The organism is Paenibacillus sp. FSL H7-0703 (genome assembly GCF_038003485.1).
GTDB classification, from domain to species: Bacteria; Bacillota; Bacilli; order Paenibacillales; family Paenibacillaceae; genus Paenibacillus; species Paenibacillus polymyxa_B.
Map to the genome: position 1 here is coordinate 62,099 of NZ_JBBOPF010000001.1, position 25,484 is coordinate 87,582.

The 25,484-nt window shown below is 44.5% G+C and carries 26 protein-coding genes and 1 pseudogene; 20 read left to right on the forward strand and 7 right to left on the reverse strand.

Annotated elements, in window-relative coordinates:
* The first annotated feature begins 23 nt into the window (after positions 1-23).
* The 13 genes from mutL (at position 24) to MHB46_RS00325 (ending at position 14,862) form a co-directional block, all read left to right on the forward strand.
* Positions 24-2,198, forward strand: a complete 2,175-nt coding sequence (gene mutL, locus MHB46_RS00260) for a DNA mismatch repair endonuclease MutL (protein WP_341161250.1) — start codon at positions 24-26, stop codon at positions 2,196-2,198.
* A 12-nt stretch (positions 2,199-2,210) separates the two neighbouring features.
* Complete coding sequence (locus MHB46_RS00265; protein WP_250261174.1) at positions 2,211-3,059, forward strand: class I SAM-dependent methyltransferase; 849 nt, start codon at positions 2,211-2,213, stop codon at positions 3,057-3,059.
* Positions 3,043-4,023 (forward strand): tRNA (adenosine(37)-N6)-dimethylallyltransferase MiaA, encoded by a 981-nt coding sequence (miaA, locus tag MHB46_RS00270; RefSeq protein WP_341161251.1) that lies wholly within the window; start codon positions 3,043-3,045, stop codon positions 4,021-4,023. The genes MHB46_RS00265 and miaA overlap by 17 nt, the downstream gene beginning before the upstream one ends.
* A gap of 20 nt (positions 4,024-4,043) precedes the next feature.
* Entirely contained in the window at positions 4,044-4,289 is a 246-nt protein-coding gene (gene hfq / locus MHB46_RS00275; RefSeq protein ID WP_023989043.1) for an RNA chaperone Hfq, read from the forward strand.
* A gap of 190 nt (positions 4,290-4,479) precedes the next feature.
* Entirely contained in the window at positions 4,480-7,140 is a 2,661-nt protein-coding gene (locus MHB46_RS00280) for a PBP1A family penicillin-binding protein (RefSeq protein WP_341161252.1), read from the forward strand.
* Positions 7,141-7,305: 165 nt separating this feature from the next.
* Positions 7,306-7,863, forward strand: coding sequence for a DUF402 domain-containing protein (locus MHB46_RS00285; protein ID WP_013310580.1), 558 nt, complete (start codon positions 7,306-7,308; stop codon positions 7,861-7,863).
* Complete coding sequence (locus MHB46_RS00290; RefSeq protein ID WP_341161253.1) at positions 7,860-8,555, forward strand: YdcF family protein; 696 nt, start codon at positions 7,860-7,862, stop codon at positions 8,553-8,555. The genes MHB46_RS00285 and MHB46_RS00290 overlap by 4 nt, the downstream gene beginning before the upstream one ends.
* Positions 8,556-8,670: 115 nt before the next feature.
* Positions 8,671-9,654 carry an AAA family ATPase gene (locus tag MHB46_RS00295; protein WP_025718768.1) on the forward strand — a complete coding sequence of 328 codons (984 nt, stop codon included), beginning with the start codon at positions 8,671-8,673 and terminating at the stop codon, positions 9,652-9,654.
* Between the two features lie 113 nt (positions 9,655-9,767).
* Positions 9,768-11,054 carry a GTPase HflX gene (hflX, locus tag MHB46_RS00300; RefSeq protein WP_013310577.1) on the forward strand — a complete coding sequence of 429 codons (1,287 nt, stop codon included), beginning with the start codon at positions 9,768-9,770 and terminating at the stop codon, positions 11,052-11,054.
* Between the two features lie 111 nt (positions 11,055-11,165).
* Positions 11,166-12,419 carry a methionine gamma-lyase family protein gene (locus tag MHB46_RS00305; protein ID WP_341161254.1) on the forward strand — a complete coding sequence of 418 codons (1,254 nt, stop codon included), beginning with the start codon at positions 11,166-11,168 and terminating at the stop codon, positions 12,417-12,419.
* Positions 12,420-12,502: 83 nt separating this feature from the next.
* A complete protein-coding gene (locus tag MHB46_RS00310) occupies positions 12,503-12,916 on the forward strand; it encodes a MerR family transcriptional regulator (RefSeq protein WP_007430683.1) in 414 nt (137 codons plus the stop codon).
* A gap of 117 nt (positions 12,917-13,033) precedes the next feature.
* Positions 13,034-14,362: a type I glutamate--ammonia ligase gene (gene glnA / locus MHB46_RS00315; protein ID WP_013310575.1), complete on the forward strand. Its 1,329-nt coding sequence runs from the start codon at positions 13,034-13,036 to the stop codon at positions 14,360-14,362.
* 320 nt (positions 14,363-14,682) lie between these two features.
* Entirely contained in the window at positions 14,683-14,862 is a 180-nt protein-coding gene (locus MHB46_RS00325) for a hypothetical protein (RefSeq protein ID WP_274597340.1), read from the forward strand.
* Between the two features lie 212 nt (positions 14,863-15,074).
* Here the strand turns inward: MHB46_RS00325 and MHB46_RS00330 are convergent, their stop codons facing one another.
* Entirely contained in the window at positions 15,075-15,296 is a 222-nt protein-coding gene (locus MHB46_RS00330; RefSeq protein ID WP_165177070.1) for a DUF6199 family natural product biosynthesis protein, read from the reverse strand.
* Positions 15,297-16,088: 792 nt separating this feature from the next.
* On the opposite strand from MHB46_RS00330, the gene MHB46_RS00335 reads away from it, so the two are divergent.
* Positions 16,089-16,832 carry a BclA C-terminal domain-containing protein gene (locus MHB46_RS00335; protein WP_341161255.1) on the forward strand — a complete coding sequence of 248 codons (744 nt, stop codon included), beginning with the start codon at positions 16,089-16,091 and terminating at the stop codon, positions 16,830-16,832.
* A gap of 904 nt (positions 16,833-17,736) precedes the next feature.
* Here the strand turns inward: MHB46_RS00335 and MHB46_RS26150 are convergent.
* The 4 genes from MHB46_RS26150 to MHB46_RS00340 all read right to left on the reverse strand — a co-directional run bounded on the left by MHB46_RS26150 (position 17,737) and on the right by MHB46_RS00340 (position 18,908).
* Entirely contained in the window at positions 17,737-17,865 is a 129-nt protein-coding gene (locus tag MHB46_RS26150; protein WP_445667578.1) for an IS3 family transposase, read from the reverse strand.
* Positions 17,838-18,092 carry a DDE-type integrase/transposase/recombinase gene (locus tag MHB46_RS26155; RefSeq protein ID WP_445667602.1) on the reverse strand — a complete coding sequence of 85 codons (255 nt, stop codon included), beginning with the start codon at positions 18,090-18,092 and terminating at the stop codon, positions 17,838-17,840. The genes MHB46_RS26150 and MHB46_RS26155 overlap by 28 nt, the downstream gene beginning before the upstream one ends.
* Positions 18,093-18,245: 153 nt before the next feature.
* Positions 18,246-18,365: an IS3 family transposase gene (locus tag MHB46_RS26160; RefSeq protein WP_367997077.1), complete on the reverse strand. Its 120-nt coding sequence runs from the start codon at positions 18,363-18,365 to the stop codon at positions 18,246-18,248.
* A 357-nt stretch (positions 18,366-18,722) separates the two neighbouring features.
* Positions 18,723-18,908, reverse strand: a complete 186-nt coding sequence (locus MHB46_RS00340; RefSeq protein ID WP_238807837.1) for a transposase — start codon at positions 18,906-18,908, stop codon at positions 18,723-18,725.
* A gap of 761 nt (positions 18,909-19,669) precedes the next feature.
* On the opposite strand from MHB46_RS00340, the gene MHB46_RS00345 reads away from it, so the two are divergent.
* On the forward strand, positions 19,670-20,260 hold the full coding sequence (locus tag MHB46_RS00345; protein WP_165177062.1) for a stalk domain-containing protein: 591 nt from the start codon (positions 19,670-19,672) through the stop codon (positions 20,258-20,260).
* Between the two features lie 280 nt (positions 20,261-20,540).
* Here the strand turns inward: MHB46_RS00345 and abc-f are convergent, their stop codons facing one another.
* Entirely contained in the window at positions 20,541-22,028 is a 1,488-nt protein-coding gene (gene abc-f / locus MHB46_RS00350; RefSeq protein WP_165177060.1) for a ribosomal protection-like ABC-F family protein, read from the reverse strand.
* 508 nt (positions 22,029-22,536) lie between these two features.
* Between abc-f and MHB46_RS00355 the strand changes: the two genes are divergently transcribed.
* The 5 genes and pseudogenes from MHB46_RS00355 to MHB46_RS00375 form a co-directional block, all read left to right on the forward strand.
* The gene (locus tag MHB46_RS00355) at positions 22,537-22,668 is read left to right on the forward strand and encodes a hypothetical protein (protein WP_341161256.1); all 132 of its coding nucleotides are present in this window, start codon (positions 22,537-22,539) and stop codon (positions 22,666-22,668) included.
* A gap of 45 nt (positions 22,669-22,713) precedes the next feature.
* On the forward strand, positions 22,714-23,250 hold the full coding sequence (locus tag MHB46_RS00360; protein ID WP_341161257.1) for a phage antirepressor KilAC domain-containing protein: 537 nt from the start codon (positions 22,714-22,716) through the stop codon (positions 23,248-23,250).
* 38 nt (positions 23,251-23,288) lie between these two features.
* Positions 23,289-23,510 (forward strand): hypothetical protein, encoded by a 222-nt coding sequence (locus MHB46_RS00365; protein ID WP_341161258.1) that lies wholly within the window; start codon positions 23,289-23,291, stop codon positions 23,508-23,510.
* Between the two features lie 89 nt (positions 23,511-23,599).
* A complete protein-coding gene (locus MHB46_RS00370; RefSeq protein WP_341161259.1) occupies positions 23,600-23,812 on the forward strand; it encodes a hypothetical protein in 213 nt (70 codons plus the stop codon).
* Between the two features lie 325 nt (positions 23,813-24,137).
* A pseudogene (locus MHB46_RS00375) lies at positions 24,138-24,347 on the forward strand (fibronectin type III domain-containing protein); the annotation flags it as partial.
* A 56-nt stretch (positions 24,348-24,403) separates the two neighbouring features.
* Here MHB46_RS00375 and MHB46_RS00380 read toward each other — a convergent pair.
* Positions 24,404-24,736, reverse strand: coding sequence for a hypothetical protein (locus MHB46_RS00380; RefSeq protein ID WP_069289682.1), 333 nt, complete (start codon positions 24,734-24,736; stop codon positions 24,404-24,406).
* Positions 24,737-25,484 lie beyond the last annotated feature (748 nt).

The window sequence follows — 25,484 nt, forward strand, 5'->3', positions numbered from 1 at the left end:
GAAGTCAGGAGGAGGTTAAAAGGATGTCTAAAATTCGAGTATTGGATGAGCATATTGCGAACCAGATTGCTGCCGGTGAGGTCGTGGAACGTCCAGCCTCCGTCGTGAAGGAGCTGGTGGAAAATGCGATTGATGCAGGCGGTACGCGGGTGGACGTATGGGTAGAAGAAGGCGGCCTGCAAAGTATCCGGGTGACGGATAATGGAAGTGGCATTGAGCCTGAAGACGTAGAAACGGCATTCTATCGGCACGCGACAAGCAAAATCGGACATGGTCGCGACCTGTTTCAGATCACAAGTCTCGGCTTCCGGGGAGAGGCGTTGCCAAGTATAGCGGCTGTATCGAAAGTAGAGTTGCTTACAGCAGCCGGAGATGACGGGCGTGCCCGTAAATTGGTGATTGAGGGCGGTAAGCTGGTGCTTCACGAGGATGCCGCTAGTAGGCAAGGGACGGATTTTACCGTACGGGAGCTGTTTTATAATACACCTGCACGGCTGAAATATATGAAAACAATCCAGACCGAGCTGGGACACATTTCGGATGTATTGTACCGAATGGCGCTTTCGCACCCTGAGGTTGCCTTTACATTGCGGCATAATGGCAATACATTGTTGCAAACGCTGGGTAATGGTGATTTGCTCCAGGTGATTGCCGCTATTTATGGAACTTCTGCGGCGAAGTCCATGCTGCTGCTGGAAGGAGAGAGCCTCGATTACCGAATTAGCGGCTATATCAGCCGCCCAGAGTGGACCAGATCGAATCGGAATGCGATATCGACGGTAGTGAATGGACGTTTTGTGCGTAGCTACGGGCTTAATCAGGCGTTGCTCAAGGCGTATCATACCTTATTGCCGATCAATCGTTTTCCGCTGGCTGTGATCCAACTGGAAATGCATCCTTCTTTGGTGGATGTTAACGTTCATCCTGCCAAGCTGGAGGTAAGGTTCAGCAAAGAAGCTGAACTGTTTCAGTTGGTCGAGGATTCGGTAAAAGCTGTTTTAGGGCAGCAAGTGCTGATTCCGAAGGCAGTCAAGCGCGAGATCGGTGGCAAGGACAGTGGCTCGTTTGTGCAGGAGCAGTTTCACTTCTCGAAGGGAAATGGTGCGGAAGGGGATGCTCCTTCCGGCAAAGACCGGGGGGGAGCACTGCCACTTTCCGTGACCTCGCCGGAGAACCAGGTGCCGGGCCAATCCAATTACTTGAACAGAAACGAAGAGAATAACAGAGGTAGCCAGGAGCGTGAGCAACGTCCGAGCAGCGGTAGCCTCTCAGCCATTGGACGGGCAAACAACCTTTCAGGTAAAAGTATTAGTGATGATGAACTGGATGCAGATTTTGTGGAAGAAAACAACGGGAGTGAAGTTAGAGGGGACGTGCCGCTCCCTGATGGAGCGACTGTACAGTCGCCCGAAGGAGATAATGCCGCAATAGGCACATCTTCTTTATACAGTGGAGGGATAAAGGAAACGGCTGCTTCTGCTGCTTACCCATCTTCTGTGCCGCCGATTGCAGGACACGCTACGGATTCCCGTCATTTCGCGGATCAGAAGCCTCGCCAGCAACGTCTAAATGCAGAGCAATTGGCAGCGGTGTCGGGAGAAGTTCCAGAGCTGCCCACTTTTCCTGAACTGAATTTAATCGGTCAGCACCACGGGACATATCTGATTGCACAGAACGACCAGGGCTTGTATTTAATTGATCAACATGCCGCACATGAACGAGTCAATTATGAATTTTATTATGAAAAATTCGGTAATCCCGAGTCAGTATCGCAGGAGTTGCTACTGCCAATTACACTGGATTTTACGCCTTCCGAGACAGAAAAGTTGAAAACAAGGCTGCACTGGTTTGAGCAGGCGGGGGTGTATTTGGAGCATTTTGGCGGTCAAACTTTCCGTGTCAGCTCTTACCCGTACTGGCTTCCCCAAGGGGAAGAAGCGGATGTTATTGAGGAAATGGCCGGATGGGTGCTCGAGGAAAGAGCCATTGATCTTGCAAAGCTGCGGGAAGCAGCCTCGATCATGTGCTCCTGCCGGGCCTCGATTAAAGCAAACCAGAAGCTGACTGACCGACAGGCTGTCGTGCTGCTAGAGCGTTTGGCAGCGTGCAAACAACCATATACTTGCCCTCATGGGCGACCTATTGTGGTTTCCTTTTCCACATATGATTTAGAGAAGCTGTTTAAAAGAGTAATGTAAGGGAGTATATATATGTTACAGGATCGGGAAAACCGTGAAGAAGAGCGGTCGAGGCTACGGGAAAAAAAAGTCGAATTACTGGTCACGACAGGGGATTCCCCCTCGGCTGAGGTTGTGGAGCGAGCGAAGCTGCTTGCAGCCGAGTTAGGGGTGTTGTATGCCCCTCGTCGTGGCATATCGGTAGCTAAGCTAATCGCGGCTCACAGAGTCCGCCAAGCATTGGTTCTGGTGCAGGGCGGAGTGAGACTGATCAGCCCAGAACAATCACCGATGGTTTTTCATCCGAGTATGGGCTTCATTCGCGCCAAACGGGTATTAAAGGGTGAACCTGACCCGATGTTGACGGCTGCCCGGCTCGTCCCGGGTGATACTGTACTGGATTGCACCGCAGGACTTGGTACGGATTCTCTTCTATTTTCAATTGGAACGGGAAGCTCTGGACAAGTCACGGCTGTGGAGAGTTCTTTCCCCGTCTATGCTTTAATCAAGGATGGAATGAGGCATTACCGTTCCGGCAACGCTGAAGTAGATCAGGCCTTTTCCAACATTGACGTTCGTTTTGGTCATCATTTGGACTATTTGCGCAGTTTGCCGGATCGCAGTATAGATATTATTTATTTTGACCCTATGTTTCGTGATCCGTTGCTCGATTCCAGCGCAATCGGTCCATTGAGAGGGTTGGCTAATCCAGACGCGTTGAATGAGGAAAGTATTGTTCATGCGAAACGGATTGCACGAAAAACAATTGTATTAAAAGAAAAACGGGGTAGCGGGGAATTTGCCCGCCTCGGCTTCCGTGTAGAGCAGCGGGGCACAACGAAAACAGTGTACGGAGTGATTGATATTGACAGTGGCACCTAAGCCTAAACTACTTGTTCTTGTTGGCCCGACTGCGGTTGGCAAGACGAAACTAAGCATCGAGATGGCTCGACAATTTGACGCGGAAATTATTTCCGGGGATTCCATGCAGGTATACCGTCATATGGACATTGGAACTGCCAAAATTTCCGAACAGGAAATGGAAGGAATCAAGCACCATTTAATTGATATTCATGAGCCTGAATACCCATATTCAGTAGCTCAATTTCAGGAAGACTGTCGTCGTCTCATACCTGATATTCAATCTAGAGGAAAGCTACCGTTTATCGTAGGCGGAACAGGTTTATATGTAGAATCAGTCTGCTATGAATACCAGTTTTCCGAGGTAGGGGCTGACGAAGCTTTTCGTCAGGAACAGCTTGACTATGCCGAACAGTTTGGAGCTGACGCGCTTCATGCGCGACTACAGGCGGTTGATCCCGAAAGTGCACTTCGTCTGCATCCTAATGATCGTCGTCGTGTCGTTCGGGCACTGGAAATTTATCATGTTAGCGGAACGACACTTAGCTCTCAACTTGCCAGTCAAAAAAAGGAATCTCCCTACCAACTCTGCATCGTAGGTTTGACAATGGATAGGCAAATGCTATATAAACGTATTGAAGACCGAATTGACGGGATGCTCGATCAAGGGCTTGTTGCTGAGGTAACCTCCTTAATGGAACGGGGAGTGCGAAGCGATGCCATCTCCATGCAAGGTCTAGGCTATAAAGAGATATCCTCCTACCTGCGGGGAGAGGTGTCTTTGGAAGAGGCGGTGACTTGGCTAAAACGGGATACGCGTCATTTTGCGAAGCGACAGCTCTCGTGGTTTCGCCATATGAAGGATATCCAGTGGGTAGATGTCACTGATTTCGGAAATTTTTCTGCTCATGCAGCCCGAATACACGAAATTATAGCAGGAAAGTTCCGGACAGACCTTGAATATACTTCAAAACAATCCAAATGATTATTGGGGGTACGGCTAAAATGAACAAGTCCATTAATATCCAAGATACGTTTCTGAATCAATTGCGCAAGGATTCTATACCTGTAACGGTATACCTCATCAATGGATTTCAGGTGCGAGGGACGATTAAAGCATTTGACAATTTTACGATTGTTATCGACTCGGATGGAAAGCAACAGCTGATTTACAAGCATGCCATCTCCACCTTTACACCGCAACGCAATGTATCGCTTGTACAGCAACAGGATAACGCTAGCGATAACTGATTACGGCTTGACGGTCGCCCGGGTTCATGAAACTTTTCAGGCGTCCGTCTCGTCTAACTGTATAGGAATGTGACCGGGAGCAACCTGATCAGGGTTGTTCTTTTCATTCCGTTTACTTTCATGCTGCCGACAGCAAGCTTTAGGCTTATGTTAGGTATCATATGATTATTCGCGAAAGGGAGTCAGGGGAATGCCAAACGATTCATTGTCCAGATCCGGCAATCGCAATAGAAACACATCTAAAGAGAAGCCGAAGGGCAAGAAAAAGAAAATAACAGGTAAGCGAGTGGGGTGGACGCTGTTTATTACAGCAGCCTTAGCCATTTTTTGCGCACTTGGCGGGTATTTATTTGTCATGATAAATGGTGAAAAAATTTACGAAGCCAACAAGGACAAAATTACAGTGAACGAGACATCGAAGGTTTATGACCGCAACGGTGTGCTCATGGGTGAGTTGTCTGTGCAAAAAAGCGATCCTGTTAAAAGTGAAGAAATACCAGACCTGCTCAAAAAAGCATTTATCGCAACCGAGGATAAGCGTTTTATGGAGCATCAAGGGGTTGATATTTGGTCTATCGGCCGGGCAGCCGTTAAGGATATCGTGGCTCGTTCTGCAGTGGAGGGCGGCAGTACGCTGACTCAGCAGTTGGCCAAAAACTTGTTTTTGACACGTGACAAAACCTTTTTCCGTAAAGCGACCGAGGTATCCATCGCAATGGCGCTGGAGCGGAGGTTGACTAAAGATGAGATTATTACCCTCTATCTGAACCGGATTTGGTTTGGACGCTCGTATTCTGGAATTAAAGCAGCGTCGGAAGGCTATTTTGGGCAAACGAACTTAAAAGATTTAAAGTTGTGGCAGATTGCTACACTGGCAGCTATTCCGAAAGGGCCATCCAAGTATAATCCGATCAGTAACCCGGAGAACTCAAAGGCACGACGTGCGGTGGTTCTCCAGCTGATGTTTGAGCAGGGGATGATTGGAAAGCAAGAGATGGAAGAGGCCAAAGCTGTAAATTACAATTACAAACAACCAGAAAAAGTTCAAAAGTATCAAAATTTTATGGAATACGTCATGGATGAGGCAGAGGATGCACTGCCAGGAGTTAGCGGCAATGATTTGATTATTGGTGGTTATAAGATTCATACGACAATGGATGCCCAGGCCCAAAATGCGCTTGATCAGGCGATGGCAGATGATGACATGTTCGAAAAAAGTCCTGACGATCAGCCTGTTCAAGCCTCGATGGTCATTATTAACAACCAAACAGGTGGAATTGCCGCGATGGCACCCGGACGAGATTATAAAAAGGGAACCTTCAATCGTGCGACACAGAGCCGCAGACAGCCAGGATCGGCCTTTAAGCCGATTGTAGCCTATGCGCCAGCTCTTGAATCCGGTAAATTTACGATGGATACCCCTTTGAGTAACGAACGCCAGAGTTTTAACGGATACAGTCCGAAAAACTTGCATGGTTACTCATCAACCATCAGCATGCTCGATGCCATTACGAAGTCTGAAAATATTCCGCCTGTATGGTTGCTGAACCAAATCGGTGTGGAAAAAGGGGTTCAATTTGCCGAGAGCGTAGGCATTCCGATGGACAAAAATGATCACTCACTTGCTATCGCATTGGGTGGATTAAGCAAAGGAACGAATACCCTTGAAATGGCGCAGGCGTACAGCGCTTTTGCCAATAAAGGACAATTCCAAAAAGCTTATTCTATTAAGCAAATTAACAATAGTGATGATCAAGTTGTTTATACTCATGAAGAGGATACTAAATCTGTAATGAGTGAAAAAACGGCTTATGAAATGACACAAATGATGCAAAATGTAGTCAATAGCGGTACAGGTCGCAAAGCACGTATTGACTGGCCTGTAGCTGGTAAAACGGGTACGACCCAAAGTGGAATTAGCGGTAACAGTGGTAACCGGGACATCTGGTTTGTCGGTTATACGCCAGAATATACCGGAGCAGTATGGATGGGTTATGATAAGCCGGACAGCAAACATATGCTCAGAAACTACAGTGGGCAGTCGGCAGCCTTTTTCGGAAGAGTCATGGGTGAAGCTCTCAAGGGACACCCGGTTACGCAATTCAGCGAGCCGAAGGGATATGAACCACCAGTTGAGCAGAAGCCAGAAGAGCCGGTTCAGGCTACCGCTCCAAGCGGGCTGAGCGGGTCTTATAGTCATGACACCCAAATTGTATCGTTGTCCTGGACTGCGGCGACGGGGGATAATGTACAATACCGTGTGTATCGCAAAGGGACTTCTGATGCAGGCTTTGCAACAATCATGGAGGCCATGAAGGGCACGAGTGGTGAAGATACGTCTCCTATAGCTGGAAACACGTATGAATATTATGTAGTGGCTTATGGAGCGGATGGCAAAGAATCCGAGGCTTCTAATACGATCCGTGTGGAAATTCCGGCAGAGACTACTCCGGTTGATCCACAACAAGGGACTGATCCAAACGAGAATGGAACCTTACCGGATAATGGCGGGGCTACAGACGGAGAAAACGGTACAGATCATGGAAATACAGTTCCTGGCGGTATCAACAACAATAATGGCTCAGGTCAGGTTCCGGCATCTCCTGGAGATACTAGTGGGAATGGTGCTGGAGGCACAGGCAACAATAATAGCAATTCCGGCAATGGAAACGATACAAATCAGGAAAATGGTCAGACTACTACACCGGATACAGGTATTTCTGATGAAGATACTATGGTAAATCCAGAAAATACGGATGCATCTACGACTGAAGTCACAACGGATGGAACTCAAGAAGGCAATTCCAACGGTCATTCGAACTCCAATCGTGGACGTCACAATCGGGATTAGCAAGTATTGCTTTATGTAAGTTGAATTTGCTTCAAATCAAAGGTATTTTCGGACCGTTTCACGGTCTGAGAATACCTTTTTTTGCTTTAGTAAAGGGGTTCTTTTTGAGTGTACAGTTTAAATATGGTAAGCTGGTTTTACCAATGTTGGAGAGGAACATCATTTATGAAGCGCAAATTCGGAGACCGGGCCAACTGGCGCAGAATCACCAATCGCAAGTTTGCTTGCCGGTATGTAGAAAGTGACGCGTTTACAGGATATGTGACCCTGTATACAATTTTGAGTCTCAAGGAGCCGTTATGGAAAAGTTACGGTGGTCATACGTTTTGCATAGCCGATAAAGGATATTCCTGGCTACAATATTATCCAAAAGGTGAGCACTATGTGGTGACTGCTATGTTTGACAACCGGGAGCAAATCGTTGAATGGTACATTGATACTTGCCGAAATCAGGGTGTGACCGATCAAGGAGTCCCATGGTTTGACGATTTGTATTTGGATGTTGTGGTGCTTAAAAACGGTGAAATCTTCCTAGTGGATGAGGATGAATTGGAGGAGGCGTTACAACGGGGGCATATCTCAACGCAAGAGGCAGAATTGGCTAACCGTACAGCGGCTGATGTGTTACATCAGATAGATGCCCACGTGTTCCCCTATTTTAAAATGTCGCTGAAACACCGGGCAGAATGGTTTCACAACGGTGATTTCAAGAGAGAACGGTGAAAGTTTTGCAGTGGATTAAAGACACTGGGCCCAAACGCCCTGAGTTGAAAAGCGGGCAGAGTCGCCTTAAGAAGATATCTATGGTATCCAAGCGTCTTGTACTTTGTTTGATGATTTTCATTTTGGTCGGGTTGGTATGGGCAGGTATCCGAGTGTGGGACATGAATACAGCCGCCTCTACCACTCCGCTCAAGCAAGTGCAAATTGGAATCGTACTAGGTGCTTCTATGTGGGGGGCTGTGCCCAGTCCTGGATTGAAGGAAAGGCTGGAAGAAGCATTGCGCTTATACCGCAACGGGACGGTACAGCGTCTAATTGTAAGTGGGGGACTGGATAAACCGGATTTTCCGTATACGGAGGCTGAGGGCATGCAACGCTATTTAGTAGATAGGGGGGTCCCTGTACAGCATATTGTGTTGGAAAACCATGCGACCAGTACTTACGAAAATCTGCTCTATAGCCAGCGCATCATGAATGAATATGGATGGACCTCCACCGTGCTCATCACACATAGCTATCATGGCCCTCGGGCGATGGAGATTGCTCAATTCTTGAAATTTGATCATCCTCAGATGGCACTGACGGAATCCAAAGTGCTGAATATGCCAATTCATCAATCAAGAGAAGTATTGGCATACGCTAAATGGACGCTGCAACGGTGGTGGATCAGCGCTCAAACTTGGGTTGCCTGAATTAAAGAAAAGGCTTTGTGCACGTTCCCGTTGCTTTTATGCTAATAAGGACATGCCAGACCGAATACATTAGTAGGGTAAGCTGTGCCTGAAGAAATGTTGAGGTGATGGATGCATGAACGGACGGGGAATCGCCGCGGGCAAGCGGTCGGAGGAGAGACCTTCCAGACAAATTAATGTCGTGCTGCGTAGCCCGGAGCCGATAGCTTCGGTGACTGTGGACGAGACGGAAGCAGTGGCTTCAACCAAGTCACAGGCGCTACCGCAGTATCTCAGTCTTTATCAGGAAATTCAGAAAGAACTCGATCATCTCGTCGGCTTGGATAACATCAAAGACCTGGTATTTGAGGTATATGCCTTTTTGCAAATCGCCCATATGCGCACGGATGCGGGATTATTGAGCAATGCACACGTATATCACATGATTTTCAAAGGAAATCCAGGTACAGGGAAAACGACAGTAGCCCGCATTATCGCTAAAATGCTTCAAAAAATGGGTGTACTGAGCAAAGGTCATCTGATTGAGGTAGAGAGGGCTGATCTGGTCGGTGAGTATATTGGCCATACGGCACAAAAAACGCGAGATCTGGTAAAGAAATCTCTTGGCGGCGTGTTGTTCATTGATGAGGCTTACAGTTTGGCACGCGGAGGGGAAAAGGATTTTGGAAAAGAAGCGATTGATACCTTGGTAAAGTCAATGGAAGATCAAAAAAATCAATTTATTTTGATTCTCGCTGGATACTCGGGGGAAATGGACTTTTTTCTACGAACAAATCCTGGTCTTCCTTCTCGCTTTCCAATCCAGTTGGATTTTCCTGATTACACTGTGGATCAGCTTATCCAAATTTCCGAGATGATGGCCAAGGAGCGGGATTATATTCTCATGCCTCAGTCCATAATTAAAATGAAGGAGCATTTGCTAAACGAGCGTAATGACAGTCTTCATGCATTTAGTAATGCACGATATGTTCGTAACGTGATTGAAAAAGCGATTCGGCACCAAGCTGTCAGGTTGCTCAATCAGTACCGGAGCGGGCAACCTGGCAAACAGGAATTGATGACGCTGCGTCCAGAGGATTTGAAAATGGACAAAAGATAGGCGATAATAGGAATCTGAATCACATCGAATGGTATGACATCGAGCGGGGGCCGGCCTGAACATCAGGTCGGTCTCTGTTCGAGAGTTGACATGAAAATAAAGGAGCAAACAATATGGCGAACTCCACTCATGATACACAAACCGAAATGCAGGACAAGGCGGTACTGGTTAGTCTAATTACGGATGAAGTCAAACGATCTGGCATCAATACGGAATACTCGTTGGATGAGCTGGTGAAACTGGCTGAGACAGCGGGAGTTGAAGTATTGAGCGTCCTGACACAGAATAAGGAAGCTAAGGATTCAAAATGGTTTATTGGTAAAGGAAAAGTAGAGGAATTGCGCGCAGTTGCTGAAGAATTGGGAGCGAATACAGCTATTTTTGATCAGGAGCTCTCGGGGGCCCAAGTACGGAATCTGGAAGAAAGTCTGGATCTCAAAATTATTGACCGGACACAATTGATTTTGGACATTTTTGCACAACGTGCAAAAACACGGGAAGGTATTATTCAGGTTGAACTGGCGCAGTTGTCATATTTACTCCCACGTTTGTCTGGACATGGCAAAAATCTCTCGCGTCTCGGTGGTGGAATCGGGACACGTGGTCCTGGTGAAAGCAAGCTGGAGACAGACCGCCGTCATATTCGTGATCGAATCAGTGATCTGAAACGCCAACTGGAGGAAGTGACCCGCCACCGGTATTTGCACAGGGAGCGCAGACAAAAGAGCGGTATTGTTCAGGTGGCACTTGTTGGCTATACCAATGCGGGCAAATCGACGCTGTTGAAGCAACTGACAGCAGCCGATGTATATATTGAGAATCAACTGTTTGCGACGCTGGATCCTACCTCCAGAACAATGGAGCTACCGAGTGGAAAAGAAGTTATTCTTACGGATACGGTGGGTTTTATCCAAAATCTTCCTCATGATTTGGTTGCTTCCTTCCGGGCTACTTTGGAGGAGGCGAATGAGGCTCATCTCATTTTGCATGTCGTGGATGCTTCCTCGGATATGCGAGACGAACAGATGAAAGTTGTAGAGACGATCTTACAACAGCTAGGGGCTGCGGACAAGCCTCAGATCGTATTATTTAACAAAAAAGATGCCTGTACCCCTGAGCAACTGGAAATGCTTCCTTCTGGGGAGGGCTATTTGAAAATTAGCGCTTTTGATGAAGGCGATTTGCTGCGCATTCGTGAACTGATTCAAGAGCATCTGAGCGGTGATACGCTGAGATTCCGCATTCCTGCGGAACGTGGGGATTTAACCTCGGTGCTTTATCGAATCGGAGATGTACTGCTGACAGAGTATGATGGAAATGATGTCATTTATGAGGTTGAAATTCAAAGAGGCGAGTACGAAAAGTATGGTCATGCACTCAGCGAGTTCACAGAAGGTTAACATGTAATGATGTTTTTGGGTCAATAAAATGATAATGCTCATCGTTCAAACTGAACAATAATATAACATGAATAGCCTAAGGCTGCGTAAGAGAGAGGGTCAAGAAGGTAAATGGTAGTTTTTAGTCCAGAAATTCAGCAAATTCAGGAAACGGCAGAACATAAAATACAAGAACGTATACAGCACATAGATCATATTGTAGATTCAAATCAGTGGAAGGTAATTCAGGCATTCCAGCGGAAGCAAGTGAGTGATTTTCATTTTGCGGGTTCTACGGGATATGCTTACAATGACCGGGGGCGTGAGGTGCTGGAGGAAGTCTATGCGGATGTGTTCGGTGCGGAGGCAGCGTTGGTGCGTCCGCATTTTGCCTCGGGTACTCATACAATTGCCACTGCTTTATTTGGTGTGCTGCGTCCAGGGGATGAACTGTTATACATTACCGGGAGGCCTTATGATACCCTGCACAAAGTGATTGGTAAGCCCGGCGACGGAACAGGATCATTGCAGGATTTTGGCGTTACTTATGGAGAAACCGCCCTGACAGCAGAAGGCAAAGTGGACTGGGAAGCGGTGGAGGCTGCGATCCATGTCAATACCAAAGTGATCGGTATTCAGCGTTCACGCGGTTATGATTGGAGAGCTTCGTTTAGTGTAGCAGATATTGAAGAAATGACAGCACGTGTGAAAGAAATAAAACCTGACGTCATTGTCTTTGTTGACAATTGCTACGGTGAATTTACCGAGAAGCTGGAACCTACTCAGGTCGGTGTCGATTTGATGGCAGGTTCGTTGATTAAAAATCCCGGTGGTGGCATTGCAGAAACGGGTGGATATATCTGCGGCAAACAAAAGTATGTAGAGCTGGCATCCTACCGATTAACTGCACCTGGAATCGGTGGAGAAGTAGGTGCCATGTTAGGTACCACACGAGGCATATTTCAGGGACTATTCCTTGCCCCAACACTGGTTGGGCAAGCGGTTAAAGGGAGTGTATTCGCAGCTGCGGTCTTTGAGGAGATGGGATTTGAGACCAAACCTGCCTGGCATGAGGAGCGTACGGATTTGATTCAGGCTATTTCTTTTAGCGGACCAGAGCATCTAATTGCTTTTGTACAGGGCATTCAGCGTGCGGCTGCCGTGGATAGCCATGTGGTGCCAGAGCCGTGGGATATGCCGGGTTATGAGCATCCAGTTATCATGGCAGCAGGTACGTTTATACAAGGGGGAAGTTTGGAACTATCCGCAGATGCTCCGATTCGTGAGCCTTATATTGGTTACATGCAAGGGGGCTTAACCTACTCTCATGTTAAATTTGGAGTGCTTATGGCTCTGCAAACGATGAAAGAACGTAAATTATTGTGAGTTTTTCTAACATGTCATTGACACTTTGCATCAGCTAAATGTACAATAAGGTGAATAATAGATCACTGGAAGGTTGATGACAAATGGGCGACGAAATTCGCAGAAATATGGCCTTATTTCCAATAGGTATTGTCATGAAGCTAACGGACTTGTCAGCACGTCAGATTCGTTATTATGAACAGCATAACTTGATAGTTCCTGCCCGTACATCGGGAAACCAACGTCTTTTTTCTTTTAATGACGTAGAGCGTCTGCTTGAAATTAAGGCGTTGATCGAGAAGGGTGTTAACATTGCAGGAATTAAACAAGTCATGAATCCGGTTACCAAGGAATCGGAGGAAGCTACGGTTATTACTGCAGATACGGAAGTCAAACGCCGTGAAATGTCCGATACTCAGCTTCACCGCTTACTGAAACAACAACTTGTTGCAGGCAAAAGACCAGGACAGGTATCCCTAATCCAAGGCGAATTATCACGGTTCTTCAATAAGAGATAATGCTTTGACTTACCTCTTGGTATAAGGTAGTTTTACTTTAAAATCAGGTCTTATCATTTAAGTAATTTATAGAACAACAGATTCGTATATAGTTGTTACAGAAAGGGAGAGGTTAGAGTGAGTTATAGCAGAGAAGATATCCTTCGGATTGCGAAAGAAGAAAATGTTCGTTTTATTCGTTTGCAATTTACAGATTTGCTGGGCACTATTAAGAACGTTGAAATTCCGGTTAGTCAACTGGAAAAAGCATTGGATAATAAAATGATGTTTGACGGTTCTTCCATAGAAGGTTATGTGCGTATTGAAGAATCTGATATGTATTTATATCCGGATTTGGACACTTGGGTGGTATTCCCTTGGGTAACCTCGGATCGTGTAGCTCGTTTGATCTGCGATATTTACAAGCCGGATGGAGTTCCGTTTGCAGGTGACCCGCGGGGCATCTTGAAACGTGTACTTAAGGAAGCAGAAGAGTTGGGTTACACTTCGATGAATGTCGGACCAGAGCCTGAATTCTTCTTGTTCAAAACGGATGAAAAAGGCGAGCCAACTACAGAACTAAATGACCAAGGCGGGTATTTTGACCTGGCTCCGATGGATCTGGGTGAAAACTGTCGTCGTGAAATTGTACTTAAGCTTGAAGAGATGGGCTTCGAAATTGAAGCATCTCATCATGAAGTTGCACCTGGTCAGCATGAAATTGACTTTAAATATGCAGATGCGATTAAAGCTGCCGACCAGATTCAAACGTTCAAGCTTGTTGTTAAGACGATTGCTCGTCAGCATGGTTTGCATGCTACCTTTATGCCAAAACCTTTGTTTGGTGTAAATGGCTCCGGTATGCACTGCAATCAATCGTTGTTTAAGGACAATGAAAACGTATTTTATGATGAAACGGACGAACTCGGATTAAGCCAGACGGCCCGCCACTATATGGCTGGTATTCTTAAACATGCACGTGCAATGGCAGCGATCACGAATCCAACGGTAAATTCCTACAAACGTCTCGTACCAGGTTATGAAGCGCCTTGTTATGTGGCTTGGTCTGCAAGCAATCGCAGTCCAATGATTCGGATTCCTGCGTCCCGTGGTCTGAGCACTCGCGTTGAAGTTCGTAACCCTGACCCGGCAGCGAATCCTTATTTGGCCTTGGCAGTGATGCTGAGAGCAGGTTTGGATGGTATCAAACGTCAGTTGGCTCTGCCAGCTCCGATTGATCGTAACATTTACGTAATGTCTGAGGAAGAGCGGATTGAAGAAGGCATTCCAAGTCTGCCAGCAGACTTGAAAGAAGCTTTGTCTGAGCTTATTCGGAGCGAAGTTATCTCTGACGCACTGGGCGACCATGCTCTGGCCTACTTCTATGAGCTTAAGGAAATTGAATGGGATATGTATCGCACCCAAGTGCATCAATGGGAACGCGATCAATATCTAACTCTTTACTAAAATGGGAAATCCCTTAGCGCTCTAAGCGTTGAGGGATTTTTTTGTTTGTGGTAGGTAAAAAATTTTATTAAGTTTATTTATAATTGCCCCCTAATTGCCCCCAAAAATTTTATTATCAGAATAAATTTTCAGTAACAGACTCATAGTTCTCCATGCTATTCATCTCTATTTTTTGGAGATGTGTGCATAAACGTTGGCTGTTATTTGGATGCTACTATGTCCAAGTCTCTCCTGTACATACTTCATTGTAGCCCTAGCTTCAAGTAGCAATAGCGCATGATGTTATATATGCGTTTGCCCGAACAGAAAGCATAACGCCAATCGCTTTCAAGGGGAAAATTTTTAAACTAACGCTGAATGCAAAATATGTGTTGGATGTCTTGAAAGTCTTTGAAAACGAAGTGACTACACTCGGGTATACTAGTTCCTCTAAGTCGCTCGCTTTCCAGAGTGACGAGTCGAGTTTCTACATTGTTCTTCCTTATAGGGTGACTGGTTAGATGAGTAAATACAATGGGAGAAAAATGATCTTTACTACTTATTACAGCGGCAGGCCGGTCTAAGATTAAGGAAGTTCGATTAGTGGAAACTATGGATAAGAAACAGATTTCTGTTTTTGAAAATATGCTAAATGATATTTTAGGAGCTTCAGCTAAACAGCAAGTGTCTTTTGGATAAGGGTATTTTGAGGATTGAAAACAGATAGTAGAATTTACAGGAATATAACTAAAAGTCCACATGTTAAAAAGAAGAACCCAAAGAGTATCGAAACAGAGCCTCTAAATTTCATGTCATCAATGTAAGCATCACTTGGTTCAGAGTCACCTTTGATCTTCCAGGCTTCGTTTACACGCCATCCCCAAGTGGGATTTCGTTTACTTAAAATACCAAGTGAGAAAAAAATAATCGCAATAAAAATAAGCATGAATCCCATTTGATCAACCCCTTTAAGTAAACTATACCAAAAAAGAACGACAGATGGAAAGTATCGTCTCTCAAGGACAGATAGAAGAAAAATAAGAGGGCTTTGCCCTCCATGTTATGGTTCAATTTTAATCTGAGTAGGCAACAGCATTAAAACTTTCTATTCCTATTCGGGTAGCATCTGCTGTGCAAAATAGATATAAGGTATACACCAATTCATTTGAAGGTAGTAGAGGGATATTGTAATCGGAAGCATTTATGGTGACGACCTGTACAGCGTTTGGGTTTGCTTCGGAGACACTTACAGAGTAAAGGGCGTAAGCAACAAGCGAATCGAAATTGCCTCTAACAATGGAAAAAGAAATAACGGAGTCGAATGGTGGTGGGGTAGGAAATGCAAGCTCAGCTATCCCGGATAATTGTACACGCATGTTTTCCCCTGCGCCCGTTACATCTAAGCCAAGCTCAGCAATGGCAACGGGTGTATGGCTGGCAAGGGAATAGAGATTGTATTACCGTAACTTGCGTTTTGAGATGTTCGAGCATCTAACAATCTAGTCATTATCTCATCTCCCTTTTTGGGTAAAGGATTTGCAAGCTGGAAATATAAAAATACAGACAGTGTAGGATTTGGACCGGTTGATTGAACTGGGTATTAAGCTTCGAAGGATGAGCTGTAATAATGCTAACACGATAGGGTCAGACCTATGCCTATTTTCCTGAAATGAAGTCAATAGCCCAATCTTTTTGGTTAATTGCACAATAAGCTACTTTGACTAGACTTTGGAGGTGACCATTAATTATGTTTCGACATTATTGTTGGCAGAAGAATATGCATCGGAGAAAATTTAGAAGATGTGTAGTTAAAAAAGTCAAAGTGTTACCGAAAGTTATTGTTAAAGGGATCCGAGGACCTCAAGGACCTCAGGGACCGCAGGGACTGCCGGGTCCACAGGGAGTTCCAGGCGCTCAAGGCCAGCAAGGGCTACAAGGTTTTCAAGGAATTGTCGGACCAACAGGACCAGCAGGAGCAGTAGGACCAGCAGGACCAGTGGGACCGGCAGGAGCGGTAGGTCCAGCAGGTCCAGCGGGGGCGGTAGGACCAGCAGGAGCAACGGGGGCAGCAGGGCCTGCAGGAGCCGGGATAACAGACTTCTTAAGTGTTTTCCGAGCAGATCCTGGTACGGGAACTGACACAGTTCCGGGTAACTCACCAATTACCTTTACAGGAGTTTTAGCTAATGTTGGTGGTGCATTTACTTTCACTCCTCCATCTACAACGATAACAATCAACGAAACGGGGAGCTATCTAATAGATTTTACAATTCATAACCAAGGTGATGCTAACTTTAACCTTACCGTAAATGGAATCCCTGTTACCCCTGTTCCCTTCACGGGTAACGGTGGCGGACCAATTTCGGCAGAAGTCATTATTACTGTAGGAGTCGTTCCTACAACTATTCAATTGGTAAATGCAAGTGCAACCCCAGCCCAACTTCATAACTTTACCAATACCACTCTTACTATATTAAAGTTGACTGTTTAAGCCATTCTTAATGATATATAGAACATTATATGTAGCCGCCTTAGAAAAGACTGTACGATTTCCATCGTCAGTTTGTCTAATTACACTCATAGTAAGCAGACGCATTTATGAGGGGATTGTGTAGCATGGCAAGAGAACGTAGTGGCAGTAATAAGAACCATTAAACACTACCACTACTCCAAAGCCTATCTTCAAAGTTGAAATGGATAACATTGTAAAAAAGATGATATTATTCAGACATAGAAATATGAATGCTAAGAAGGTCGGGAAACTTCTCCCACCTTCTTTTTTGTTGTGACAAATCGGAACTATTGCTTTGATCCGTCAGGTACGACAAACTCATGAGCGGCAATCAATATAAATTTTCTTTTTTGATTAGTCGCGAAAAATGGGAAGCTACAGAAGAACGGGCCGAGGTCGATTGGCCTAAAGTTGAGCATTGCATAAGGAAGCCTTTAACCTTGTGTTGGTAGAAGGACTGACGGAGGAAGAATACAAGAATGTAGACGAAGAGGGCATTAAGGAGTTGGATGGCCTCTTAGAACGATTTCTATAAGGGGTTGTTTCCACCTGATGAAGTTTATGAGCCTACGACGAAGAAGACCAAGAGGTTCCTGAGGATGATCGGAAAATAAACTGGATAGAATTTTGGGCTCTATGCGTGAGTAATGGTATTTCTGATTCAGAATAGACTAATATGACCATTCCAAAGATTAGAGCGCTCATGAAGGCCAAGAACAGAAACCGGGAATTCGAAATCATTCTCTACGCTGGTAAGGTGGAAAATAAAAAGCCGAAGAAGGTCAAGTCGCTATCTGATCTTGGTTTCTTCGCAAAGTAAATTAAGAAGCATCCGCAAACATGAAGTGCTCCTGCAAAGTAAACAGCTATCAAAAAGCAATAATTAAGCAGCCTGAGAAGGAGTCAGGTTGTTTAGTTTCTCTTGAAAGCGTTCATGGTTGTAGAAATGGATATACTTTTGAACGGCATTCTCCACCTGTTGAGCTAATGGAAGGAGTGGAGATAGAAACACTCGGTTTTAAAATGACTGAAGAAGTTCTCTATACATGCCTTGTCCCTGCAGTTCCTTTTTCGGGACATGTCGGCCTGTATTCCGTCTCGCTTGAGCAGGTTGGTATATTGGCGAGAGGTATATTGAAATTCTTGGTCGCTATACAGTAGAACACCTCGAGCATCCTGTCGCTTCCTTGCCTTTTTCACCGTATCTAACACCAGGCTCAAATCGTTTCTGCGGCTGATCTGTTAGGCAACAATTACGTTGTTAAAAAGATCCTGAATCGCGGAAGGGTAGGGTCTCTGTCCATTGAACATGAGGTAAATGGTGTCTATTACCCACTTCTTATTCGGCAGGTCAGCCTTAAGCTCCCAGTTCAGATGATTGCCAGAAATGACCTAGGGTTCTTTCTTGGCATAGTAGGGTCTTTTCCTACGAATGATCGCCTTGGTCCCCAGTTCACCCATAAGTCTCCGTACGCACTTATGATTCATATGTATGCTGTAGATTTGATTCAATTAAACCTTTATCCTGCGGTAACCGTGTATTCCCTTTAGTTCCTCGTCACATGCTATGATTTTTAGCTTCATAGCTTCATCTTCCCGCTGTTTGGGTGAAACAACATCTTCCATGTTATCCACTTATAAAAACCACTTTTGGACACTCGGTCCAGTTTACATATTAGTACGAAGTTATGTCCCTTACTAAGCAATTCTTGGATCACCGCAAACTTTTTACTCTTGGGTACAGCCTCCATCCCTCCTTTGACATCTGCAAGAGCTTTTTTAGCATTTCATTTTCTGCTTCGAGGCGTTTCAGCTTGACCTCCGGATCTTCGGGGCGTGTTCGAGGTCTGCCGATGCCTGGCCCTTTTGCTATGTCTCGTTTTCCTCTAGATCTTTCATTCCCTCGGCTTTAAAGTGTCTCGCCCATCGGCGAACCAGCGAAGCGTCAATCTCCATTTCTCGTGCCACGTTTTTATATCCGATTCCCTTTTTGAGGTACAGATCCACTGTCTTTATCTTGAAGCTCACATCGTAAGTTTTTCTTATTTCTCCCATAGAAAAATCCCCTCCATAATAGACAGATTAGATGGCTTGCTCTTTTCTGTCTACTATGAGAGGAACATATCACACTTGGAGAGGTTTTTACTTTTGAACGAATGAAAGGAGCCAATTGGGGGCCAGTGCAAGCCTAATATATGTATATCTCAGATTGCGAAAATGACATGAGAAAAGGAAATAATATGATGAAGCGAATCGGAGTTTTTTTATTGATATCACTGCTGCCAGCACTCGCTACTTTATCCGTATGTGGTTTCCATATAAGCGGATTGATTTTACTTTTTTCATTGATCTTACTGACATACATGTATGTGCTTATAAATGAACAGATTCATTTTGCTCAATACGCAAAGTCCTCTATGGAAAGATTTAATCGTGACGTAGAATAATTTTCTTCTTGTAACTATAATAAGTGGTTTCAACAATGTTCCTAACTACTTCGGCTTGTTTAGAAATTACAATTTTCTCCGGGATATATACCTCCACCAGGGCCTAATAGTTTTGTCTGGCAGTTAGAATAATTTTACAGGTAAGACAGGTCGAAGAATTAGGGTTGATTCATTCGGACTTGTGGCTTATGTCTTAACAGGACAAGAGACCATTTCTTTAGGTCGAAGAGGTTCGGGTGGTAGCTTAATGCTCTTGGGTCGTAGAAATCCTGTAGGTGGGGGTAGCAGTTCATGTTCAACATAATTGTTTACGACAATATCTTCCAATGGTAATATGAGAACGAATAAACCGTTAGTGGAGGCATTTAGATGAATAAAAAGATGTATATGTTTATAGGTGCTTTACTTGGAGTACTGCTAGCTAATTCTGGTGGAGCTGCGGCAGATCAAGTGAAATTACTAGTTGGGAAGACTATTGCAGGGGAATACAATGTGAGAGTAAATGGAACAACATTGTCTGAAAACGCTATTGCCGTCGATGGTACAGCGTATGTACCTTTGCGTTCGATCTCAGAATCTTTGGGGGCGAACCTAGCGGTGAAGGGGAAAACTATTGAAATTGCAACAGGAACTCCTTCTTCTAATGTGGTTGTTAAAGAGCAGTCACAAGCTATAGCTTTGAAAGATAACCCATATACCAATTGGTCCAAGGAACTAATTGTAAAGCACATTGGAACTGTGGAAGAATTGATCGAAATACTTAATAATAATATTAAAAAATATGAAAAGTCATTGACTGACATCGATAGAAAAATAGGTGCGGCGGGCGACGATCAAAGACTTATTGAGCGCATTGAAAAAAGCGCCACTAAGACAAAAAAGGAATTACAAGAATCCAAAGACAGTTTATTAGAGCATAAAAAAGAGCTAGAACAACTTAAAGCAGCATTAGCTACTTAAATAAATATGTAGTAATCTAGTAGCAAACAAAAATTATATACTGTATACACAAAAGCCCTCTTAAACAGAGGGCTTTTACTCTTATATAAGGGAATTAGTATTAGACTGCACTCAAACAAAATAAACGGCAGCTATGGACGAGAAAATAAAATCCTAGACTGCCGTTTTTTTATTGAACTATTGTGTCCCGTTAGTCAATCTCTTCCCTTTTCATAAAGGTTGTTGTGCAAAGCTTTCTGTCGTTGAAATCATGTCTTACTCCAAGTCACTTTGTAAAATTCTAATCCCCACCGAGTTCAACCGTTTTCGTAGCGACACGGTCATGAAATTCCCGATCATGCTCCACGAATACAATGGTCGGCGTGTACTCAAGCAGCAGCTCTTCAATTTGCATCCGGGAAATCACGTCGACAAAGTTGAGCGGTTCGTCCCAAATATGCAGATGAGCCTCCTCACATAGGCTTCTCGCGATCAGAACCTTCTTCTTCTGACCGCCGCTAAACGCCGATATATCCTTCTCAAACTGGATGCGGGCGAAATCTAGCTTACGCAACACGGCCTTAAATAAGCTTTCGTCAATTCTGTGCTCTGCTGCATAATCGGAAAGCGTTCCTCGCAGATGAGAAGTATTCTGGGATACATAGGAAACGCGAAGCTGCGGCTCCCGCTGAAACGTTCCTGTATAGTGTAGCGTCTCATCGTTGAGCAGGCGGAGTAAGCTAGACTTACCTGAACCATTTGGACCTGAAATTGCAATCCGATCTCCTGGTTCGATCGTCAGACTAACGTTCTTACAAACCGCTCTTTCCCCATAGTAAATCGTGACGTGATCCAACATCGCCAGTTCCGATTTGGGATACACGAGCTGAGAGATCGCAAGGCTTTCTGACTGTTCGATATTTCGGAGCAGTTTCGATTTTTCCTCTAAAGCTGCGTGTTGCCGCTGTTCGATGGATTTCGAGCGTTTCATCATTTTTGCTGCCTTATGCCCGACGTATCCCTTGTCAAGCTTGGAACCGGAATTTCGTGTGCCGTTTTTTGATTTTTCGGTCTCGAAAGACCAGCCGCTAGTACGTTTAGCAGAAGCTGATAAACGTTGTATATCTTTGTACAGTTTTTCGTTTTGTGCCATTTCAAACGTATCCTGGCGAGTTTTGTTCGTCCACCAGCTCGAGAAGTTGCCTTTTTGGATTTCGATATTCGTTTTGTTGATCGATAGAATATGATCCACGCAGCGGTCGAGAAAAGCCCGGTCGTGTGAAACAAGAATAAAACCGCGCTTCGTATTCAGATAATCGGCGACAAGCTTGCGTGCGTGCAAGTCGAGATGATTGGTCGGCTCGTCGATGAGCAGAAATCGATTGTCTTGGATGAATAGCACGGCCAGCAATACCTTCGTCTGTTCTCCTTGGGACAGCGATTCGAATGGCCGGTACAACACGTCTTCTGAAACCTTAAGCAGGTTCAGTTCGCGCATCAACTTCCAGTTCTCATAGTTTGGCACGATCTCCTCGACGACGTCTAAGGTCAAATACTCAGGGTGTTCGACGGGAAACGGAAAATAATCAAAGGCGACTGGTGTGGAGATCGTACCGCTGTATTCGTACTTCCCCTGAAGCAGGTTTAAGAACGTAGTTTTCCCCCGACCGTTTCTCCCCGTAAAGCCCAACTTCCAGTCTGTATCAATTTGAAAATGAACATTTTCAAATATGGGGTCATAGCTGCCTGGATAGGCAAAAGTAAGATTGGTCACCTGAATGGCGGGCATGGCAATCATCCTTTCGTTTGGAAATAAAAAAGAGCCGCAAGAAAGGTGCTTTCTTGCGGCTCTAATCCATACGAGGAAATACGACCCCATTCCAAGGGGCCGTATGACTGTCCGGAGAGGGAGCGCAAACGAAACGCAGAGCTTTCTTGCAGAGATGAAATAAAACGACCACAGCCGATCGCTGAGTCCGTTCTTTTCGTGATCTCGAAGCAAGAAAGTCCTACATATATCCGTTCAACTCCCATCATCAAATTACATTCAGTTTATCACAATGGTAATTTAACTACAACCTGCGTAGTCCCGTTTAGGCTGAAGCCTCACGTAGGTCGACATGCTATTTAGATTGATTAATGTTATTCAACTATCCTGTTCGTTCGTATTAGGTTAATAACATATGGGTTTTTAAAATCCGTAGCGTTATAGCAGCTGAAGCAATCTAAGATATAAGTATGAAAGCCTCTGATAACTCAGGGGCTTATTTTGCGTACAATGAAAGGTGAGATCAGTAATGTATATACTTACAATTCACGGAGTAAGAGGATTTATTGATGGAAACGGCACGCCGCAATTGAATTTGGAGGATGTGGCTCGAGGATTAGGATTTACAGACAAATCCAAAAGTAAAGAGTATGTCAAATAGGATAGAGTGAGGCAGTATTTATCGGATTTGAAGTTTTCGACAGAAGTGTCGAAAGATACTTTTATTCCCGAAAACATCTTTTATCGACTGGCAATGAAGGCAAGAAACGAAGTAGCTGAAGCATTTCAGGCCAAGGTAGCTGATGAAATATTGCCGTCGATCAGGAAGCATGGAATATATGCTACGGATAATGTGATTGACAATATCCTCAATAATCCTGACTTTGGAATTGAACTGGTGACTAAGCTCAAGGAAGAACGTGCTGCCAGAGTACAGGCGGAAAGGACAAATGCAATCCTAATGCATGTAAACAAAACGTATACGGCTACAGAGATTGCCAAGGAACTCGGATTTAAGTCAGCAATTGCGCTTAACCATGATTTAGGCAATCGAAAGATTCAATTCAGGCAGAATGACACATGGTTGTTGTATAGCAGATATGCGGATTGCAGCTATGTTGAAATCAAACAAGAAGTTCTTGATAACGGTAAAGTGATCTATCACCGCAGATTTACTCAGTTAGGTCGTGAATGGCTTTTGAAAATTTATAATAAGGAACAATCAAAGGCATCTGTAAGTTAAAGGTGTCTTTTTTGCTGTCCAAGGAGGTGATGAAACCCGTGGCAAAAATAAAATCCGCATTGGATATACAAATGGATCTAACAAGGCCAGTTGAAGAATTGACTGAGGTCATTTCTGCTGTCATTGCTTCGCAGCCAGCACGCCGGAAAGAAATACTTATAGGTTTGGATATAGCAGTAGGAAGTGCTTTAGCAGAAATACAGGCCCAAGAAGAAAAAGATCAGAAAACAGATGATGATAGCTCAGGAAAAGTTTCCTGAACAGAGAGACGGGGGAACACGATGGATATTACAGTTTAATTGCTGCGATTAGTGGGATTATTTTAGGTTGGGCCGGGCGCAGCAGGTCAATGCGGCAAGACATCATTCAAGAGGCGGGAGCGGAAGCTTTGCAGCGTGCGGATGTTGATTACATCAAGCGCGGCGTGGACGACATTCGGCTCGAACAGAGGGTGCAGGTCCAAAGGATTGATGCCTTATCCGAACGGGTTACGCGGGTTGAAGAATCAGCGAAACAGGCTCATAAACGACTTGATCGAAAAGAAGAAACGGGAGGAATTTAACAATGGATTGGAATACAGTATGGTCGTTAATCGACCCTAAATTGTTAATCGTTGTAGCTGTTGTATTAGGGAATGAATTAAGACTAGTCCACGTTAATGTGTCTCCTTTGCCAACAGTTTTATAGACATATTCTCTCCCGTTACCCTGCAAACTCCAAGTGAGATTTGATGTTCCTTTATTCCGAACTTTAATCTTTACATGTCCACAATCTTTTTTAACAGTTGTTGAATTTATCGTTAAATAACGGAAAAAGATTCTATCTGCCAAAGTTTGATAGAATCTTTTTTTGCAGGACAAATTCCCCCTAACTTCGACACTCATGGAATGACAACAGGATTGGGGAAAGAATTCGATCTGAGCATGAAAGAGGTCAATGAATTTATCACATGGTACGAAAGTAAGCAGGATGGATCTGGATCGGCTTCATATGCCATCAATAAGCACGATAACAATAAAGGACCATTCAGCAACCGCAAGGATTACATGCTATACGATCGTATTCTGACGTTTGAAGTAAGTGAATACTTTAAATAAATCGAAAAGCTCTGTTACCTTAATTGGTCTGCAGAGCTTTTAACTGTTCACGGCTTTTAGAATATATCCAGGTATTCTTTCTGGAATTTGATGAAATCTTGCACACTGTCGTGATAGGTAAATCTACCGCCATTTTTATCAATAATCCAGTTGATCTTCTCGTCATTTAACAAGATTCCATACATGCAGTGATTAAGCAGTTCAATTTGCTTTTCATCCCTAATTCGGATCAAATGTTTTTCTTCTTCGACAATGAGGTACCATTTCGTTTCTGTTTCATCTACATCTACGTCTACATCCGCATCTACATACAGTATTGATACTGACAAGGGGAATGGCCAGTCAAACCAATGTCCTCGCTTGTCTTCTCTATAACCTTCAAATGCCATGGTTATTTCCCCCTACTTGGATAATTTATATCTAACGTGCTGCGATTGTACGCTTAATTGGAAACTGTTTTACGGAAGTGGCAGCTATCCTCAGCCTTTGGCATCTTGGCACCAATCTGGTGAATGACCTGCTGTTTGAGGCTGGTACTAGCTGGGATACGTCTGTTTAGGCTGGGCTAACGGAGTTGTGAACTCTGGATTTTATTATATATTTCTCATTTGCTCAGGTTTTTAAAGACAATGCTGGTTCAAGGAAACATTTGCGGCAGCCCTTTTTGACATTGGACGACACAGGCTTTTAGGAATACACACATTAAGTTTACTGCTAGTTCTTACTGGCTCAGGAATATCGCCCCCATATTCTTTCCATGGCTTCACGTACACCATCGTAAACTTCTGCAAAAGTTCAGTGTCGCTTTGGCAACCGTCTAATCCGCTATTGTTGCGCAATAGTTGTATCCTCTTTTATCGTTCATTGTTCTGATCTGTATAGTATACGGAAAACGACAGGTAATCAAAGAAGTTGAGCGCTTTGTTACCCGATATCAAAACGCTACTACCAATACTCTACAGTTATTCTACTGAGCAATGACGTGGGCCCAACATGAACGAACTGGAGTTGAAAACAGGTAGCAGTGTAGTGGACATAAAGGCGCGTCTGCTGGCTTTGGAAGAGGGGGACAACAAGAGCGATATACGCTCTATATTGTAATCATAGAGGGCTGGAATGGTGACCCAAAGATCATTA

What these genes read in the sequence shown, in the direction of transcription:
- MHB46_RS00330 (WP_165177070.1), bottom strand. Translation starts at nt 15,296, where the DNA reads ATGGGATTCATGCTTATTTTTATTGCGATTATTTTTTTCTCACTTGGT.
- hfq (WP_023989043.1), top strand. Translation starts at nt 4,044, where the DNA reads ATGAACAAGTCCATTAATATCCAAGATACGTTTCTGAATCAATTGCGC.
- MHB46_RS00370 (WP_341161259.1), top strand. Translation starts at nt 23,600, where the DNA reads ATGCGGCAAGACATCATTCAAGAGGCGGGAGCGGAAGCTTTGCAGCGT.
- MHB46_RS00335 (WP_341161255.1), top strand. Translation starts at nt 16,089, where the DNA reads ATGTTTCGACATTATTGTTGGCAGAAGAATATGCATCGGAGAAAATTT.
- MHB46_RS00345 (WP_165177062.1), top strand. Translation starts at nt 19,670, where the DNA reads ATGAATAAAAAGATGTATATGTTTATAGGTGCTTTACTTGGAGTACTG.
- mutL (WP_341161250.1), top strand. Translation starts at nt 24, where the DNA reads ATGTCTAAAATTCGAGTATTGGATGAGCATATTGCGAACCAGATTGCT.
- MHB46_RS00355 (WP_341161256.1), top strand. Translation starts at nt 22,537, where the DNA reads ATGTATATACTTACAATTCACGGAGTAAGAGGATTTATTGATGGAAAC.
- MHB46_RS00340 (WP_238807837.1), bottom strand. Translation starts at nt 18,908, where the DNA reads ATGGGAGAAATAAGAAAAACTTACGATGTGAGCTTCAAGATAAAGACA.
- hflX (WP_013310577.1), top strand. Translation starts at nt 9,768, where the DNA reads ATGGCGAACTCCACTCATGATACACAAACCGAAATGCAGGACAAGGCG.
- MHB46_RS00295 (WP_025718768.1), top strand. Translation starts at nt 8,671, where the DNA reads ATGAACGGACGGGGAATCGCCGCGGGCAAGCGGTCGGAGGAGAGACCT.
- MHB46_RS00285 (WP_013310580.1), top strand. Translation starts at nt 7,306, where the DNA reads ATGAAGCGCAAATTCGGAGACCGGGCCAACTGGCGCAGAATCACCAAT.
- MHB46_RS00310 (WP_007430683.1), top strand. Translation starts at nt 12,503, where the DNA reads ATGGGCGACGAAATTCGCAGAAATATGGCCTTATTTCCAATAGGTATT.
- MHB46_RS00265 (WP_250261174.1), top strand. Translation starts at nt 2,211, where the DNA reads ATGTTACAGGATCGGGAAAACCGTGAAGAAGAGCGGTCGAGGCTACGG.
- MHB46_RS00280 (WP_341161252.1), top strand. Translation starts at nt 4,480, where the DNA reads ATGCCAAACGATTCATTGTCCAGATCCGGCAATCGCAATAGAAACACA.
- MHB46_RS00305 (WP_341161254.1), top strand. Translation starts at nt 11,166, where the DNA reads ATGGTAGTTTTTAGTCCAGAAATTCAGCAAATTCAGGAAACGGCAGAA.
- MHB46_RS00380 (WP_069289682.1), bottom strand. Translation starts at nt 24,736, where the DNA reads ATGGCATTTGAAGGTTATAGAGAAGACAAGCGAGGACATTGGTTTGAC.
- abc-f (WP_165177060.1), bottom strand. Translation starts at nt 22,028, where the DNA reads ATGCCCGCCATTCAGGTGACCAATCTTACTTTTGCCTATCCAGGCAGC.